Raw genomic sequence first — 17,442 nt, 5'->3', positions numbered from 1 at the left:
ATACGGATGCCGGCTTTTTTCTGAAGGGGCTCAAAACCTTTCGTAGACGGAGCGGAAAAACTGTGGTAGAATCTTTGGTGAAGAGCGGCCGGCGGCCGCAGAAGGGCGGGATGAGCAGTGAGAGTATTAAAAACAGCCGGTAAGATTCTGGGGATTCTTCTCCTTCTTATCGTGGTCGCGGTGGTCGGTTATGTGGCCTATATGCAGATCCAGTATTACCGTATTGAGGACAATCTGGTGATCTTTACAGAGAATAATCGGGAGGAGCAGCTGGGAACAGACAGCTCCTATACGATCATGACCTATAATATCGGCTTCGGCGCTTATTCGGAGGATTATACCTTTTTTATGGATACCGGGGAGATGAAGGACGGCACGAAGACGGCCGGAAAGTCCTCCCGGGCAGAGTCGAAGGAGGAAGCCTGTTCCAATACGGAGGGAAGCATCGGCCTGCTTAAAGAGGAGGATCCGGACTTCCTGTTTATCCAGGAGGCAGATGAAAAAGCCACAAGAAGCTATCAACTCAATCAGGTGGAGATGCTTAAGGAGGCTTTTTCCGGATACGGGTCGGCCTACGCCTGCAATTTCCACAGCGCCTATCTGTTTTATCCGATTCTGGAGCCCCACGGCTCTGTAAAGGCCGGAATGCTGACACTGGGTAAGTACCGCATTGAGGAGAGCATCCGCAGACAGTTCCCGGTAGACAATTCCTTCATTACAAAGTTTACGGATCTGGACAGGTGCTTTATGATCAGCCGTGTCCCGGTAAATAATGGGAAGGAGCTTCTGCTCATCAACGTGCATTTGAGTGCCTACGACGAGGGCGGGAAGATCCGGGCCAAACAGCTGGAGCTTCTCAATGAGGTCCTTGCCGAAGAGCGGGAAAAGGGAAATTACGTGATCGTGGGAGGCGACTTTAACCACGATATCGCGGATTCCATCGAGAGCTTTCCCACAGAACAGAAGGTGCCGGAATGGGTGTTTCAGCTGGATGATTCCCAGCTTGCGGAAGGCTATCATTTTGTGAAAGCGGACAATGCAGAGCTGGTGCCTACCTGCCGCGGAGCCGACATTCCCTATGAGGAAGGCGTGACCTATACCGTCATTGTGGACGGGTTCATTGTCTCGGAAGGAGTGAAGGCCCGGGCGGAGAACATCGATGCCGGATTCCGCTATTCGGACCACAACCCGGTGAAGCTGACGTTCACGCTGGAGTAAATGCTCAGGCGATTAATATATGAAAAAGGAGAATATCATTATGGATTATGCAAAGGAGTCCCTGCGCCTTCACGGCGAATGGAAGGGAAAGATTGAAGTGGTGGCTACGGTGCCCGTGGAAACGAAGGACGATCTGTCCCTCGCCTATACCCCCGGTGTTGCCCAGCCCTGTCTGGAGATCCAGAAGGATGTGGACAAAAGCTATGAACTGACCCGCCGCCACAATATGTGTCTGGTGGTGACCGACGGCACCGCGGTGCTGGGTCTCGGTGACATCGGCCCGGAGGCCGGCATGCCTGTTATGGAAGGAAAGTGTGTGCTCTTCAAGGCCTTCGGCGATGTGGATGCGTTCCCCCTCTGCATCAAGAGCAAGGACGTAGACGAGATCGTCAACACCATTTATCTGATCTCCGGTTCCTTCGGCGGTGTGAATCTGGAGGATATCGCAGCGCCCAGATGCTTTGAGATCGAGAAGAAATTAAAGGAAAAATGTGACATTCCGATCTTCCACGACGATCAGCACGGAACGGCCATCATTACCCTGGCCGGTCTGACCAACGCTCTGAAGGTGGTGGGAAAGAAGAAGGAGGAGATCCGGGTCGTCATGAACGGTGCCGGAGCTGCGGCTATTTCCATTGCCAGACTGCTGCTGAAGAGCGGGGTGAAGCATATCACGCTGTGTGACCGCCACGGCGCCATCTATGAAGGCCGGAAGGAAGGCATGAACCCCATCAAGGACGAGATGGCTCTGGTGACCAATCTGGAAAAGAAGGCCGGCTCTCTGGCTGATATGCTGGTGGGTGCCGATGTATTCATCGGTGTATCTGCCCCCGGCGTGGTGACCACGGAGATGGTGAAGACCATGAATCAGGATGCCATCGTATTTGCCTGCGCAAATCCCACACCGGAGATCTTCCCGGATGACGCCAAGGCAGGAGGAGCCCGCGTGGTATCCACCGGACGGAGCGATTATCCCAACCAGATCAACAACGTGCTGGCCTTCCCCGGCGTGTTCCGCGGAGCCTTTGATGTCCGCGCAAGAGATATCAATGATGAGATGAAGCTGGCAGCAGCTTATGCTCTGGCAAATTTGATCTCCGACGAAGAACTTTCAGAAGATTATATTATTCCCCGGGCATTTGACAAGCGTGTCGGCCCCGCGGTGGCAAAGGCAGTGGCTCAGGCGGCCAGAGATACCGGCGTAGCCAGACTGTAGGGCGCATATTGTTTTTTTTAAAAACATTCGGTTTTCCCCTTTTCAATTCCTATATTTTGTTGTATTATTAAATCTGCAACTATATATTGTGTTTCACAACGAAAGAAATATCAACATCTGGTAGGATGCGGGTGAGGAGAATTATGAGTATTGAGGTAAAAAACAGAGTAATCAAGAGAAATGGGGAAGAGGTAACTTTTGATCTGTCCAAGATCGTCAATGCGATCAAGAAGGCAAATCATGAGGTTGACAATATCCACAAGATGAATGATTACCAGATTCTTGCCATTGCCGACAATGTGGCAGACAAGATTCAGGCATCGACCCATGCGGTAAATGTGGAAGATATTCAGGATATGGTAGAAACCGGGATCATGGAGATGAGAGGCTATGAGGTGGCTCAGAAGTATGTGCGCTACCGCTACAAGAGAGAGCTGACCCGTAAGTCCAATACCACGGACAACGGCATTCTCTCCCTCCTGGACAACATCAACGAGGAAGTGACCCAGGAAAATTCCAACAAGAACCCGGTGATCAACTCCACCCAGAGAGACTATATGGCAGGCGAGGTCAGCAAGGATCTGTCCAGACGAGTCCTGCTTCCCGAGGAAGTGGTCCGTGCCCATGAGGAGGGCATCATCCATTTCCACGATACCGATTATTACGCACAGAGAGAGCACAACTGTGATCTGATCAATCTGGAGGATATGCTTCAGAACGGCACGGTCATCAGCGAGACTATGATCGAGAAGCCCCACAGCTTCTTTACAGCCTGCAACGTGACCACCCAGATCGTGGCTCAGGTAGCCAGCAACCAGTACGGCGGCCAGTCCTTCTCTCTGGCTCATCTGGCTCCCTTTGTGGACATCAGCCGCCAGAAGTTAAAAAAGGCAGTGATCGAAGAGCGTCAGGCCTGCGGCGAGTCCATGGATGAAGAGATCATTAACAAAGTGACGGAGCGCCGTCTGAAGGAAGAGATCAAGAGCGGCATCCAGACCATTCAGTATCAGCTGATCACGCTGATGACCTGCAACGGACAGGCTCCCTTTGTAACCGTGTTCATGTACCTGGATGAGGTGCCTGAGGGCCGGACCAGGGATGACCTTGCCATGATCACCGAGGAAGTCCTCCGCCAGAGAATGCAGGGCGTGAAGAACGAGAAGGGCGTCTGGATCACTCCCGCCTTCCCCAAGCTGATCTACGTGCTGGATGAGGATAATATCACCGAGGATTCCAAATACTGGTATCTGACCGAGCTGGCTGCCCAGTGTACCGCCAAGAGGATGGTTCCCGATTACATTTCCGCCAAGAAGATGCGGGAGCTTAAGAAGGGCAATGTCTACACCTGCATGGGCTGCCGTTCCTTCCTGACTGTGGAGGAGAGCCAGAAGAATCCCGACGGAAGCTATAAGTTCTACGGCCGGTTCAACCAGGGCGTTGTCACCATCAATCTGGTGGATGTGGCCTGCTCCTCTCAGGGGGATATGGATAAGTTCTGGGAGATCCTGGACGAGCGCCTGGAGCTTTGCCACCGGGCACTGCGGTGCCGTCATGAGCGCCTTCTGGGAACGGTTTCCGACGTGGCACCGATCCTGTGGCAGTACGGTGCACTGGCAAGACTCAAAAAGGGCGAGACCATCGACAAGCTGTTATACAACGGCTATTCCACCATTTCCCTGGGCTATGCAGGTCTCTACGAGATGTGCATGAGGATGCTGGGCAAGTCCCACACCGATCCGGAGGCGAAGCCCTTTGCCCTGGCAGTGATGCAGCGGTTAAATGACAAGTGTGCCGAGTGGAAGGCTGCGGAAAACATCAGCTATTCCGTTTACGGAACACCGATGGAGTCCACAACCTACAAATTTGCCAAGTGCCTTCAGAAGCGGTTCGGCATCATCAAGGGTGTGACCGACAAGAATTATATCACCAACAGCTATCACGTGCATGTATCCGAGGAGATCGATGCCTTCAGTAAGCTGAAGTTCGAGTCTGACTTCCAGAAGCTTTCTCCCGGCGGCGCCATCAGCTATGTGGAGGTGCCCAACATGCAGCATAATATTCCCGCCGTACTGTCGGTGATGAAGTTCATCTACGACAACATCATGTACGCGGAGCTCAACACCAAGAGCGATTACTGCGAGTGCTGCGGCTATGACGGAGAGATCCAGATCAAGGAGCAGGAGGACGGCAAGCTCATATGGGAGTGCCCCAACTGCGGAAACCGCAATCAGGATAAGCTCTTTGTGGCCCGCCGTACCTGCGGCTATATCGGAACCCAGTTCTGGAATCAGGGACGTACCCAGGAGATCAAGGATCGGGTACTGCATCTGTAAAAACTGAAAATGTTATGTAAATTTACAACTCTAACTGAAACAGAAACAACTATAGATGAAACAGATGGAAAACAGTAAATTTGCTGATTTACAACTTTAGTTAAAATAGAACTAAATAATCAGCATTTAAAGAGGGTAGAGTCGAGACAGAGATGTTTCGGCTCTATTTATTTGCTCGCACGCTTGAAATGAAATAAGAAAATGCTATAATAAAAAATAGAGGAATTTACATCTCTATATGAAATAAATTTTCGATAATCACAACTATATTTGAAATAATAATGCATATTATTTATGCACGAACAAATAAAAAGAGGTGATTGTATGAGTAATCGCCCATCAGCAAAAACAAAAGCCATTCGAAAGATGGGACAAGGAACGGGTGCAGACTATAAGCCTTATATTACGACCAGTGAGTTTAATAGCCAGGGAACCACATCAGTCATCAAGGATTGGAAAACTGGTCGAGCTGTTCACTGCTTATCTCAGGGAGAAATGTATTGGTATTATATCCTTCGCTGGGATGACACAAACGTTGACGTAAGGGAACAATATCCTCTTGATTATACGGAAACAGTTAATATCGCAAATGAGATGGGATTTCCTCCACCAAGAGAAATTATGACTACGGATATGCTGGCAACTAAAAAAGATGGAACAGAGGTCGCATATTCTGTTAAAGCAGACAAACAATTAAGTAAAAGACAAATGCAGCTCTTGTGCATTGAAAAACAGTATTGGCTCAATCAAGGAACTGAATGTCAATTGGTATTCAAGTCTGAGATGAATACAATACTGGCATCAAATATTAGACTTGTTACTGAGTTTTATGACGCGGCACTTGTATTCGATGTGGTTAGTGCGATAAAACACAAAATTGCTATTAAAGAAATAGAGTTCGATATGGGTTTCAAACCTATTGAAAATTCTGATCTAATGAAATTATTGGAGGTGAAAAATGAATAACCTCATTGCAGTAGGGGGCATCCTTAAAGATCCTCAAACACAAACGCGATACAGGATTGTAGATTTATCATATGAGAATGTTGTGCTATGCCAGATGGATACCAATAAGTTTATATTGATGACGCATAGTCTGAAAGCAATAATCACCTTGGTTGTAGATGGCGGGCTGATTGAAGAATCAGAAGACATTATCGTGTTTGATGCTGAACTTTTGAATGGGAGTGTCAAAGAAAAATATATCATGAAACAGGCTGTTGTTTCTGAGACTATGAACATATACGGCAAGCGTCTCACCGATCTATGTGGTAAAAGCCCGAAACCGGAATTAAAGGCGATACTGGAGAAATATTCCATGCCGACATCTTCGTTTTGGAGAATGTTTACAAAATATATTCAAAGTGGAATGAAGGACTCTTCGCTTATCGATAACAGGCATTTTCGTTCAAAGGGAAATACCTATAGTTACACTGTAAAGACAGGGAAACCCTCAGAGTATTTTGGTCGAAGTGGCGTTTTGATTACTGATGAGATCAAGGAATATTTTAATGAAGCGCTTAAAGAATACCGTTCTGGAAGACAAAAAAATTTAAGGGCTTGTTACGACAGAATGAACGCTCTCCATTTTACTAAGACAGAGCTACGCAATGGTATTCCTACGCTTGTTTTATTATCTGAGGCTGAGAGACCGACAATGCGTCAGTTTTACTACTATGCTAACAAGCAGCTTACAGAACAAGAAAAGGACGCTATTAAAACTTCCGCGCAGGAACAACGCAACAACAAGAGGCTTATCACCAGCGACTCTACGTTTGAAGTATTTGGTCCGGGCGATATGGTTGAGATCGACGCTTGTGAAGCAGATGTATCTCTCGTGTCTACATTTGATCCGAATAAAACAATTGGAAGGCCTATCGTTTACTTTATGATAGATGTATTCACCAGAATGATTCTGGCTGTATCAGTTGCTTTTGATAACAACTCGGTATTAGGCATCACAAATCTTTTCCTCAATCTTGCCGATGATAAGCTTGAATACTGTAAAAAATATGGGATGGGCTTTGACAACCCTGCTATGTGGCGGTCGAATATCATTCCCCGCAGATTGAGAGTAGACCGTGGATCGGAGTTTAAGAGCAAAGAGTTTGATCGTATCTGCAACGAACTTGGAATTGAAAAGCAGATAGTACCAGGCGCTTCCGGATCTTTAAAAGGTATCGTTGAACAGTCATTCCATCAGATGCATTCAAAGCAGAACCCACATCTTGAAAACTATGGCTTGATTGAAAAACGATACGATTCGAACCATCACAAGGAAGCTACTCTGAATATCGAGCAGTACACGAAAATGGTGATCAACTTTGTCCTGACACATAATCAGGAATATGATTCCTCCTACCCTGTCACCAAAGAGATGATTGAACAGGGAATCAAACCTATTCCGTGCCTTTTATGGGATTATGGTGTAAAAAAGTACGGCAATCCCAGGCCCATTCCTGTTCGCGAGCAGTATCTTTTTGATCTGATGATTCCTGTGAAAGCAAAGGTTGATAGGCGGGGAATATCTTACAAAAACCTTTACTATTTGTCAGATAACGACACTGAACTTTCAAAGGCAATGTTTAAGGCGGGAACGAAGAAAGTGTCGTTTGACGCCAGAATGGATATGCGTGATGTTGGTCATATCTATTATTTGTGTAACGGAAAGCTCATTGACGCTCCGTTGAATGAAAGACTTTCCGGCAATGCAGATTTCAAAGGTTTGACTATGAAGCAATATGAAGATTATCTCAAGAAAAAAAAGCAGATGGATGCAGAAGGACGGGTTCATAACCAGGAACTTTCAGCATTTAATTATGCGGTGAACGCGGCGGTTGTGGACGAGGCAAAGAAAGAAACAATCTCCGATCCTAAGAATATGCGGCCTGCAAGGGAACTGGAAAAGCAGACCGTTTCACATGAAGGAAGTATTACGGCAAGAATCGAAACGAGCTCAGAACTTCCCCGAAAAGAACCGGCTGCACGTCCTGACAATGCGACCGTCAATAACGGAAAAGATTATGATAACTTTGAGGAAGCCCTTGAGGATTTCTGGGAGAATAATTAGTGGAGGAACCGTCCGTGGATTATGAATATACACAGTGCGAAGAAGGCGCTTCGCAATATGACGATTATGACCTGAATGAAACAAATATTGTCGACGCCATTTATATTCCTGCCAGAATGGATATAGATAAGGGAAATCCGTATATTGAGGCTCTTCCAAATCCGAGAGACGATTTTGGTATCAGAAGAGCTTATACAAGGGAACTTCCCGGATATAGCTATGACAAGGTTAAGGATATGTCTAAGCTCGACAAGATGCTTGCAGTTGGCACATTGAGAGAACTGAGGTTCCCGTTGCCATTCAACAGGGATTTGGAATTTTCACTTTATAATGCTCTGCTCACTTCGTACAGAGCAAGAAAGCAGATGAAATCTGATAACTCACGGATAGAATTGACGGTAGATAATACCAGCAAGACGACGAATCTTATTCTAAGCGGAGATTCCAGCGAGGCCACAAATGCCGGATTTTCCCTAATCGGATATTCAGGCTGCGGGAAGAGCTCAGCTATCAGCAATCTTGTGAATTATTATCCGCAGGTAATCATACATACCGATGAAAACGGGGGCTATTTCCCGCAAATTACATACCTTGTGGTCAACTGTATTCCAAACAGCAACTTTTCTGCCTTGTATGAAGGCATTGGCGATGCTATAGATAAGGCCCTGAACAATATCACGCCCGTTTACGCAAAAGCAATCTCAAGAGCAAAGGGTCTTGGAAAGAAGGCGGAACTGGTTAAGGAGTATGTAGAGAAGTTTGGCATCGGTATCATCATCCTTGATGAGATTCAGTTCATAGATTTTGAACACACCAGAGAAAACACATTCAATTCTCTTCTGACCCTGTCGAATAGAACAAAGGTTGCCATAGCAGTTGTTGGAACCGAGGACGCCAGAGACAAGATGTTTCGAGAACTCAGGACATCGAGAAGAATCGGGGTAATGATCAACGGTAATCTTTACTGTGAGAATAAGGACTACTTCAAACACCTTGTTAAATCGCTTTTCAGGTATCAGTGGTTCGATACTCCAGTTGAGGCCACAAACGAGCTTATAGATGCCTTGTACGACGTCACAAAAGGTATTGTAGACCAGCTTGTCGCTGTATATTCGTGTATGCATTACGATTATCTGAGCAAAAAGAAAAAACCGACGGTTGATGATAAATATGTGAGGACTGTTGCAAATAAGTTCTATCCTGGCATTCAGGACGTTTTGGCTAATCTCGAATCTACTGAGAATACGGTCGAACTCCACAATATCAGGGGAGAGGCAGAAACGAAAATAGATGCTCTTCTTGATGCTGCAAAACAAGAAACTGAGATGCAGAAGCTCATCAACATGGATACTTCCATGGAAACGATTCAGTTATCCAATGTCGTGTCGATTATAAGAGCTTTGTATGACGAGTATTCGGATGCGCAGATTGAGACAGCATACAACAAAGTAATTAGAAGAAAATCTGCGCAGGGAAAGACTGAAAAGGAAATCAGTCGCCTTGTCGTTGAACAGCTTCAGAGGGCTCCAAAACGGAGCAATATGAAGAATAAACTTGAAACGCCCGACATGCAGCATATGCGGGATTTTCTGGGCATAAAGGAGAATTAACACATTGGGATTCATTCCGGTAGGCAAAAAACCGTATCCAGACGAACTGTTATATTCATGGATACATCGTCTTGCAGCAGCAAATGGCTTGTTAGTGAAAGACTTTTTAATTGAATATCTTGGTGTAAAAAATGCCACCATCAATTCGTTCCGGCCGGATGTCAGGCGGGAATTTGTCGGGTTATACGACAGTCTTCTGAAAAAGCCTGATATGGTCGAATTGTTCTTATCTGTCAGTACGTTTCCGTTTGAAGCAATGTTTATGACGGAAGGTCAACAGACGAAATACGTTAACAATGTCTTCATGGAGAAAAGCAGCGTAAACACTACCTCGAATGGTATATTTCAGCAATTACATGTGTGTCCGGAATGTGCTAAAGAAGATATTGCAATGTATGGAGAGGCATATCTGCATCGGATACATCATCTTTCAGGCATAAGGGTGTGCCCAAAACACCACTGTGCTCTGATGCGTTTTGATGGAACCAAGGGTCGTGCCTGCGATTACGATTGGACCGCTTATTCTACATATGAATTGATCTCGACATCAGATGCTGTGTATGCAGATTATGCAAGAGAGATCTTTGATGCAGGTGTTACAACGGATATTAAAGCACTAAAAGGTATTCTGTACAGCACTTTGAAAGATAGAGGATATTCTGTTTCGGATGCATATGCCTCTTTTAATAGTGATCTGCACAGCTGGCAGTATGCAGATCTGCTCAAAATGGATATTCCACATTTCCTGAAAGTGAAAATGATTAAAGCTGAGTATGTCTCTCCTGAGGAATTAATGCCGCTCTTTATGTTCTTGTATCCTGACGCAAATGAGATGATATCACTCATTCAAAGGGCGGATAGCAATCCGTTGCTTGAGATATATCATTGTGATACATGTGGTCGGAATTATATATCGACCCCATTTGCTGAGCTAAATGTCTTTGGTTGTGGTTTGTGCAATGAATCTCTGTCGGAAAGCGACTTTGCTAACAGAGTGTTTGAAACAAATGGATATAGTGCGAGCTCTGCATTTAAATCTATGAACCGGAAAATAGATCTGATTCATCATAAATGCGGTCATCATACAGTTGTAACGCCAAGAGGCTTCATATATGAGGGCGTTCGTTGTATGTGTGAATCAGTGATCACCGAAGCAGAGGCCAAGAAGACGATATCTGAGCTCGGAAATTATGATTTGTGTGAGTTTACTTCGGCTGAATCACTATGCAAAATACGAGCACGGGATTGTGGTCATATCTTCGAAGCAAGATACAGGAAGTTTGTTCGTTCGCCTCATTGTCGTATCTGTTTCCCTCACAACATGACTACGGAGTACCTTCGAGACAGGATCGCCAGGGAATCTAATGGGGAGTATGAAATGGTTGGAGATTTTGTGAACCAGAACACTAAAATATCAATTCTTCATCATGTTTGCGGACGAACTACGGAATATAGCCCGAAGTATTTTTATATGGGGGCCAGATGTCCTTTCTGTAACAGTTCTTTTGCGGATCAGTGGGAAAGAATGTATGCGCTGTTATTGGACTATAAGGCAGAGCATGGCAACATAACTATTCCAAAAAGAGACTTATATAAAGGAGAAAACCTTGGACTATGGTGCCAACGCCAGCGGGATAACTACAACTGCAATAAACGGACAATGACACCAGAAAAGGTAAAGAAATTATCTGATATCGGATTCGATTTCGACCCAAAAGAAACGGAATGGAACAGACGGTATGAGCAGTATCTTCGCTATATCGAAGAAAAAAGTACGACATATATATCAAGGAGAACAGATTACGAAGGCGAGCATCTTGGTGCGTGGGTCGAGACCCAGAGAAAATGGTATAAAACAGGGAAAATGAGCGATGAGCGCAAGGAAAAACTTCTAAAAGCAAATCCATTATTCTTTGTAAGTTGATGTTGGAATCTGTCATAATAAAACGTGGTTTAGAGAAGAAAGGTGTTGACGAAACATCACAAAAAACGTATATTATTATTGAATAGTGATGCTAGATAACGAAAAGTGTCGCTTAAACAATACGACGATAAGGAGGCCGTTCTGTGGCTGGTTTAATAGATATCAACTCATATCCAATCAAAGAGCTGCTACCACTGCTCTTGCAGGACAAGACGACAAAGAAAAACATCATATGGGCTACAGATGCGTACACGAATCTCGGTCCAGGATACGGCGACAAGAACATCATATCGCCGGAACTGCTCGGAGGCGCATTCGTATTGCAGCCTCGCATCAGCAAGACGCTGGAGGAACAGCAGGAACGTACTCGTAAGAAAGCAGAGGTCATGACTCCAGTGTGGCTTTGTAACAAAATGAACAACTACGCTGATGAGCAATGGTTTGGTCGGAAGGACGTCTTCAATCACGAGAACGACGACAATACTTGGACGGTTACGGAGGATAATATTGCTTTCGGAGATAAGTCATGGAAAAGCTATATTGATTCAAAACGGCTTGAGATCACCTGCGGTGAAGCTCCTTATCTCGTCTCACGTTACGATACAACGACAGGAGAACTGATCGTGCCTCCCATCAAGCGCATCGGAATGCTCGACCGTAAACTCCGTGTGGTGAATGAGAACACGGATACCAAAGAAAACTGGATCAAATGGGCAGAACGGGCCGTGCAGAGTTGTTACGGTTATGAATATCAGGGCGATAACCTGCTCATTGCCAGGATCAACTGCGTTTTAACCTACTGCGACTACTATGATGAGCGATTCGGTGAAGATCCAGATATGAAATTACTAAAGCGAATAGCGAACATAGTGACATGGAATATTTGGCAGATGGATGGCCTGAAAGATACGGTTCCGCTTGGAAAACCGCACGAGGCGTACCATCAGATGTCGCTTTTTGATATGTTTGAAGAGCCGGAACCGGAAGACGTGGCACTTCCGTGTAAGATTAAAAATTGGCGTTCGAAAGAAATGATTATATATAAAGATTTAAAAAAGGGGATGTGAGAATATGGGAAAAAAGTTGTTTGATTTTGTCATAGGTAATCCGCCATACCAGGAAGTGACTGATTCTGACTCAACAAGAATGCCACCAGTATATGATCGCTTCATGGATGAGGCGAATCAAGTTGCTAATGTAGTTGAACTAATTACACCTGCCCGTTTTCTTTTTAACGCTGGACAAACACCAAAAGCATGGAATAAAAAAATGCTGGATGATTCACATTTTAAAGTTCTGCTTTATGAACGAGATGCATCAAAGATCTTTCATAACACGGATATAAAGGGTGGTGTAGCTGTTACTTATCGAAGTTCAAATGAACATTATGAACCTATTCGGGTTTTTGTACCATATAAAGAATTAAAAACGGTACTTAAAAAGGCAGGAGCTGAATGTGTTGAGGACAGTTTGACAGATATAGCTGACAGTTCTAATACTTATGATTTAAACAATATATACTCTGATCATCCTGATTATACTAAATACATTGGAGATGGAGGGAGACATAGTCAGTTAAAAACCAATGTTTTAAATATCAATCCTATTTTCACAGATGTGCCGACCGAAGACGATGACTATTCAGTTTATGGCTTGGTCAACGGCAAAAGAGGAAAAAAGTACTGTCACCGACGATATTTAAAATCCAATCATAAAAGCCTTTATAAATATAAAGTACTTGTACCTAAAGCTACTGGTTCAGGTAAATTTGGAGAGGCATTTTCCGAAATGATAGTGGTTCAGCCTAACGTTGCTTTTACTCAAACCTATATTTCTGTTGGAACGTTTGATGAAGAAACAGATGCAATCAATCTTTTAAAATACCTCAAAACAAAATTTTGTCGCGCATTATTATATGTTCTGAAAGTAACACAAGATAATTTACCAGCTGTTTGGCGTTATATTCCTAAACAAAATTTCACGAATCATTCAGATGTAGATTGGTCTAAGTCTATTTCCGAAATTGATCAACAACTTTATAAAAAATATAAGCTAACAGATGATGAAATTCTATTTATTGAATCCAATGTAAAGGAGATGGTATAAAATGGCAAAAATCAACTTAAATACTGCCGAGAAGGTTGTGCCGATGATTTATGCCTATACCACTCCGGAGATCCGGCGACATGATGGCTGGACGAAGATCGGATATACAGAGCAGAGTGTTGATAAACGACTGGGTCAGCAGATGCACACTGCAGATGTGGAGTATAAGTTGGAATGGAAGGGAACAGCCATCTATGACGATGGATCCGGAGATATTTTCCATGATTCTGATTTTCACGCCTATCTTTCCAAAAGTGGAATTGAGCGAAAGCCAAAAACAGAATGGTTTAAGATTCTTCCAGCCCTGAGCCGCACGATGTTTTACTCATTTAAAGCGGATCGTGGTCAGCTCCAGGGAACGGAAGTCATTGACTATGCGCTCCGACCAGAGCAGGAAGAAGCCGTAAGCAGTGCGATTAATTATTTCAAGCTGCATGAACATGGTCAATTCCTATTCAATGCAAAACCGCGTTTCGGAAAAACGCTTGCTACCTATGATCTTTGCAAGCGCTTAGGAGCTATCAATATTCTGATCGTCACGAACCGGCCTGCCATTGCCAACAGCTGGTATGAGGATTATGAGAAATTTGTTGGTGTGAAGTCCGGATATCATTTTGTCAGTACCGTAGACGGGATCCAGGGAAAACCCTATGTCATTTCTAGGGATGAATACAAAAAGATCGGTGCTCATGTGAAAGATGACGAATTTTGCGGTTGCATTGAATTTGTGTCTCTCCAGGATTTGAAAGGCTCCCTGTATTTCGGCGGTCAGTATGATAAACTGCACGAGATCTGCGGTGACAAGGATCATCCGATGGTCTGGGATATCCTTGTGATTGACGAGGCCCATGAGGGTGTCGATACCTACAAAACCGATGTAGCCTTTGACCGGATCCATCGGAAATACACGCTGCACCTTTCCGGAACCCCGTTTAAGGCTCTGGCAAATGATAAGTTTGATCAGAAGGCAATTTACAACTGGACCTATGCGGATGAGCAGAAAGCAAAGCGGGAATTTAAGGCAGAACCTGGACAGGAGAACCCTTATGGAAAACTCCCACAGCTTAATATGTTTACCTATCAGATGTCGGAAATCATTAAGGACGAGCTGTCTCAGGGAAAGGCACTGGACGGTGAAACGGTTGAGTATGCCTTTGATCTGAATGAGTTCTTTTCCACCAATACATCCGGAAAATTTGTTTACGATGAATCTGTTGACAAGTTTCTGGATGCCATGACGGAACAGGAGAAGTTTCCATTTTCCACTCCGGATTTGCGTGATGAGTTAAAACATACCTTATGGTTATTAAACCGTGTTGATTCCGTAAAGGCCCTGGCGAAAAAACTGCACGATCATCCGGTTTTTAAAAATTATGAAATTGTCCTTGCGGCAGGAGACGGAAGACTGGATGAAGACCAGGAAGCCGACGATAAAGAGATTAAGAAAGCCTACGATAAGGTTACGAACGCGATTAAAAAACACGATAAGACCATTACGTTGTCCGTTGGTCAGCTCACAACCGGTGTCACGCTCCCGGAATGGTCGGCAGTGTTGATGCTATCTAGTTTGAAAAGCCCGGCCCTGTATATGCAGGCTGCTTTCCGTGCCCAGAACCCGTGCCTTTTCTCTAATGGCAAGGAACAGTACCGGAAGAAAAATGCTTATATCTTTGATTTCGATCCGGCCAGAACGTTGATTATCTATGAACAGATTGCAAACGGTTTGTCTGAAGATACATCCGGCGATAAGGGAGATTCCGATATCAGAAAGCAGCATGTCCGGGAACTGTTAAACTTCTTCCCGGTTGTCGGTGAGGATGAAAACGGTGAAATGATCCAGCTGGATGCGGAAAAAGTGCTTTCCATCCCGCGTAAACTGAAATCCAAGGAAGTTGTTCGCCGTGGCTTTATGTCTGATTTTCTTTTCCAGAATATCGGCCATATCTTTAATGCTCCGCAAGCTGTCATTGATATTCTGACTAGCATGGAAGCCGTAAAAGAACCGACGACACCACTTGGCGTGAATCCGGATACCGCGGAAGAATTGTCCGTAAATGATTCCGGTGAGGTTGAGATGGATATTGGTTATGTGATCGGAAAATCGGCAGAGCTGTTCGGTGCAAAGATTTTCGATACGGATTCTATTGGAAACAGGGTAGAGGAAGCGATTGCCAATTATGACGTAAAGAAATCGGATAAGAAGCCAGAGGACGTCCTGATCGAATCTCTTTCCAAGACCTTTAAAACCGAAGTAACCGATCATGTCATTCAGAAGGCTGTGGAAGAATATGGAAAAGACCTTTCTGTATCAACTAAGAAAAATCTGGAACGAAAACTGCAGACAGAAACCCATGCCGTAGTAGGCAAAGCTGTTGGTGATTTCCAGATCCAACAGAAGATCCTGGAGAAAGAGCGAGAGCAAAAACTTGCGGAAGCAACGACCAGAGAAGAAATGCAGGCGGTGAATCAGCACATTGATAAGCAGAAAAAGCAGGCGGTTGAAACGCTTCAGCAGACCATCAAGGAATCCGTGAACAGTTTTATCGATACGGCAGGTCAGACGGTTGTGGAAACGGTAGAGACGGAAAAACGGGAGCAGAAGAAGCGGACCATTGAGGACGGAATCAAAGACCATCTGCGCGGATTTTCCCGGACAATCCCCTCCTTCCTAATGGCATACGGGGATGATGGTACAACACTAGAAACTTTTGACCAAATCATTCCAGATGTAGTATTCCGGGAAGTGACCAGTATCTCTTTAGAGCAGTTCCGATTGCTTCGAGATGGCGGTCAGGTGTTGAATCCGGAAACCGGTCAAATGGAAGATTATTACGGCCATCTATTTGATCCGGTCGTATTCAATGATTCTGTTCGGGAATTTCTGGCGAAGAAAGTAGCCTTGGCAGATTACTTTAATCCAGAAACCACAGAGGATATTTTCGATTACATCCCTCCGCAGAAAACCAATCAGATCTTTACCCCGAAGTGGGTTGTAAAAGATATGGTTGATCGGCTGGAAAAAGAAAATCCTGGCTGCTTTGATGACCCGAATAAGACATTCGCAGACCTGTATATGAAGTCAGGTATGTACATCACTGAAATCGTGAAGCGGCTGTATCAGAGTGGACGCATGAAGGCACTGTTCCCTGATGGAAACGAACGCCTCCGCCATATCTTTGAAAAGCAGGTATTCGGCCTCGCGCCGACCGAGATTATTTATCGGATCAGCCTGTCGTACATTTTGGGCTTCAAGGATGAGGTGGACATTGAAAAGCATAACATCAGACCGTGTGATTCCCTTCAGTATGCCAAAGATGGCACTTTGGAGGCTAAACTGATTGAGCTGTTTGGCGATGTGCTTGGGGAGGTGTAACTATGCCGAGACCGAAAAAGGAATATACACACCTGAATATAAAATTGGATAAAGAAGTCTCAGATATACTTGATGCTTATTGTGAAGAGACGGGAGCAACAAAGACTGCCGCTGTAGAGATAGCAGTGAAGCGTTGTTTCGCCTCGTATGTTCAGAATGATGATGTAGAAACGGGAACAGGAAAATAACTAGAGTATTATTTCGGATGTGGTACTTTGGATTAGCACCGCATCTGAGATAGAGGTTGAATGGTTGATAGTTTTGTGGTATACTTGACAGATCAGAAAGTAAGTTTTCATGACAGAGTTAATACTCATATTCCATATAAAGTTGTAACAAAATTAATTGTTAAATATGAGTAAAATAATATATTTCAATTAAAGTTGTCGAGGAATGCCAAATTTCAGCTAAAACCCCCATGAGTTTGTTTCAAATAAAGTTGTAAAAGGACATGTTACAACTTGTTTACGGGGCTGTTGCAAAAGTAGAGTAATAATCTACGGAGCAGCAGCTCCTTTTTTGTACGAAAACAGAAAACGGGCCCCAAAAGGACCCGCATCCGTGGTATAATTAAGTATGTCAAGTACAAAAA

General features: G+C 44.6%; 11 protein-coding genes. All 11 read left to right on the top strand.

Features of this window, described 5'->3' with window-relative positions; all coding sequences use genetic code 11:
* Nucleotides 1-117 precede the first annotated feature (117 nt).
* The 11 genes from QJ036_RS10765 to QJ036_RS10715 all read left to right on the top strand — a co-directional run bounded on the left by QJ036_RS10765 (nt 118) and on the right by QJ036_RS10715 (nt 17,038).
* Nucleotides 118-1,218 (top strand): endonuclease/exonuclease/phosphatase family protein, encoded by a 1,101-nt coding sequence (locus QJ036_RS10765; protein ID WP_283231390.1) that lies wholly within the window; start codon nt 118-120, stop codon nt 1,216-1,218.
* Nucleotides 1,219-1,258: 40 nt separating this feature from the next.
* A complete protein-coding gene (locus QJ036_RS10760; protein ID WP_283231389.1) occupies nt 1,259-2,434 on the top strand; it encodes an NAD(P)-dependent malic enzyme in 1,176 nt (391 codons plus the stop codon).
* 143 nt (nt 2,435-2,577) lie between these two features.
* Nucleotides 2,578-4,767: an anaerobic ribonucleoside-triphosphate reductase gene (nrdD, locus tag QJ036_RS10755; protein WP_283231388.1), complete on the top strand. Its 2,190-nt coding sequence runs from the start codon at nt 2,578-2,580 to the stop codon at nt 4,765-4,767.
* 324 nt (nt 4,768-5,091) lie between these two features.
* Nucleotides 5,092-5,733 (top strand): TnsA endonuclease N-terminal domain-containing protein, encoded by a 642-nt coding sequence (locus QJ036_RS10750; protein ID WP_283231387.1) that lies wholly within the window; start codon nt 5,092-5,094, stop codon nt 5,731-5,733.
* A complete protein-coding gene (locus QJ036_RS10745) occupies nt 5,726-7,837 on the top strand; it encodes an integrase catalytic domain-containing protein (protein ID WP_283231386.1) in 2,112 nt (703 codons plus the stop codon). Before QJ036_RS10750 ends, QJ036_RS10745 begins: the two co-directional genes overlap by 8 nt.
* A 14-nt stretch (nt 7,838-7,851) precedes the next feature.
* Nucleotides 7,852-9,447: an ATP-binding protein gene (locus QJ036_RS10740; protein WP_283231385.1), complete on the top strand. Its 1,596-nt coding sequence runs from the start codon at nt 7,852-7,854 to the stop codon at nt 9,445-9,447.
* 4 nt (nt 9,448-9,451) lie between these two features.
* On the top strand, nt 9,452-11,371 hold the full coding sequence (locus tag QJ036_RS10735; RefSeq protein ID WP_283231384.1) for a Helicase associated domain protein: 1,920 nt from the start codon (nt 9,452-9,454) through the stop codon (nt 11,369-11,371).
* Nucleotides 11,372-11,514: 143 nt separating this feature from the next.
* The gene (locus QJ036_RS10730) at nt 11,515-12,438 is read left to right on the top strand and encodes a restriction endonuclease subunit M (RefSeq protein WP_283231383.1); all 924 of its coding nucleotides are present in this window, start codon (nt 11,515-11,517) and stop codon (nt 12,436-12,438) included.
* 4 nt (nt 12,439-12,442) lie between these two features.
* Entirely contained in the window at nt 12,443-13,477 is a 1,035-nt protein-coding gene (locus tag QJ036_RS10725) for an Eco57I restriction-modification methylase domain-containing protein (RefSeq protein WP_283231382.1), read from the top strand.
* A 1-nt stretch (nt 13,478) separates the two neighbouring features.
* The gene (locus QJ036_RS10720; protein ID WP_283231381.1) at nt 13,479-16,850 is read left to right on the top strand and encodes a DEAD/DEAH box helicase family protein; all 3,372 of its coding nucleotides are present in this window, start codon (nt 13,479-13,481) and stop codon (nt 16,848-16,850) included.
* 2 nt (nt 16,851-16,852) lie between these two features.
* Nucleotides 16,853-17,038 (top strand): hypothetical protein, encoded by a 186-nt coding sequence (locus QJ036_RS10715; protein WP_283231380.1) that lies wholly within the window; start codon nt 16,853-16,855, stop codon nt 17,036-17,038.
* The last annotated feature ends 404 nt before the right edge of the window (nt 17,039-17,442 follow it).

This window comes from Fusibacillus kribbianus, from assembly GCF_030053595.1.
In the GTDB taxonomy this organism is placed as follows: Bacteria; Bacillota; Clostridia; order Lachnospirales; family Lachnospiraceae; genus Lientehia; species Lientehia kribbiana.
The sequence above is the reverse complement of the archived record's forward strand: the minus strand, read 5'-3'. Positions and strand labels throughout refer to the sequence as shown.

Excerpts from the sequence above, each read along its gene's own strand:
- QJ036_RS10725 (WP_283231382.1), top strand. The coding sequence starts at position 12,443 with ATGGGAAAAAAGTTGTTTGATTTTGTCATAGGTAATCCGCCATACCAG.
- QJ036_RS10750 (WP_283231387.1), top strand. The coding sequence starts at position 5,092 with ATGAGTAATCGCCCATCAGCAAAAACAAAAGCCATTCGAAAGATGGGA.
- QJ036_RS10720 (WP_283231381.1), top strand. The coding sequence starts at position 13,479 with ATGGCAAAAATCAACTTAAATACTGCCGAGAAGGTTGTGCCGATGATT.
- QJ036_RS10760 (WP_283231389.1), top strand. The coding sequence starts at position 1,259 with ATGGATTATGCAAAGGAGTCCCTGCGCCTTCACGGCGAATGGAAGGGA.
- nrdD (WP_283231388.1), top strand. The coding sequence starts at position 2,578 with ATGAGTATTGAGGTAAAAAACAGAGTAATCAAGAGAAATGGGGAAGAG.
- QJ036_RS10715 (WP_283231380.1), top strand. The coding sequence starts at position 16,853 with ATGCCGAGACCGAAAAAGGAATATACACACCTGAATATAAAATTGGAT.
- QJ036_RS10745 (WP_283231386.1), top strand. The coding sequence starts at position 5,726 with ATGAATAACCTCATTGCAGTAGGGGGCATCCTTAAAGATCCTCAAACA.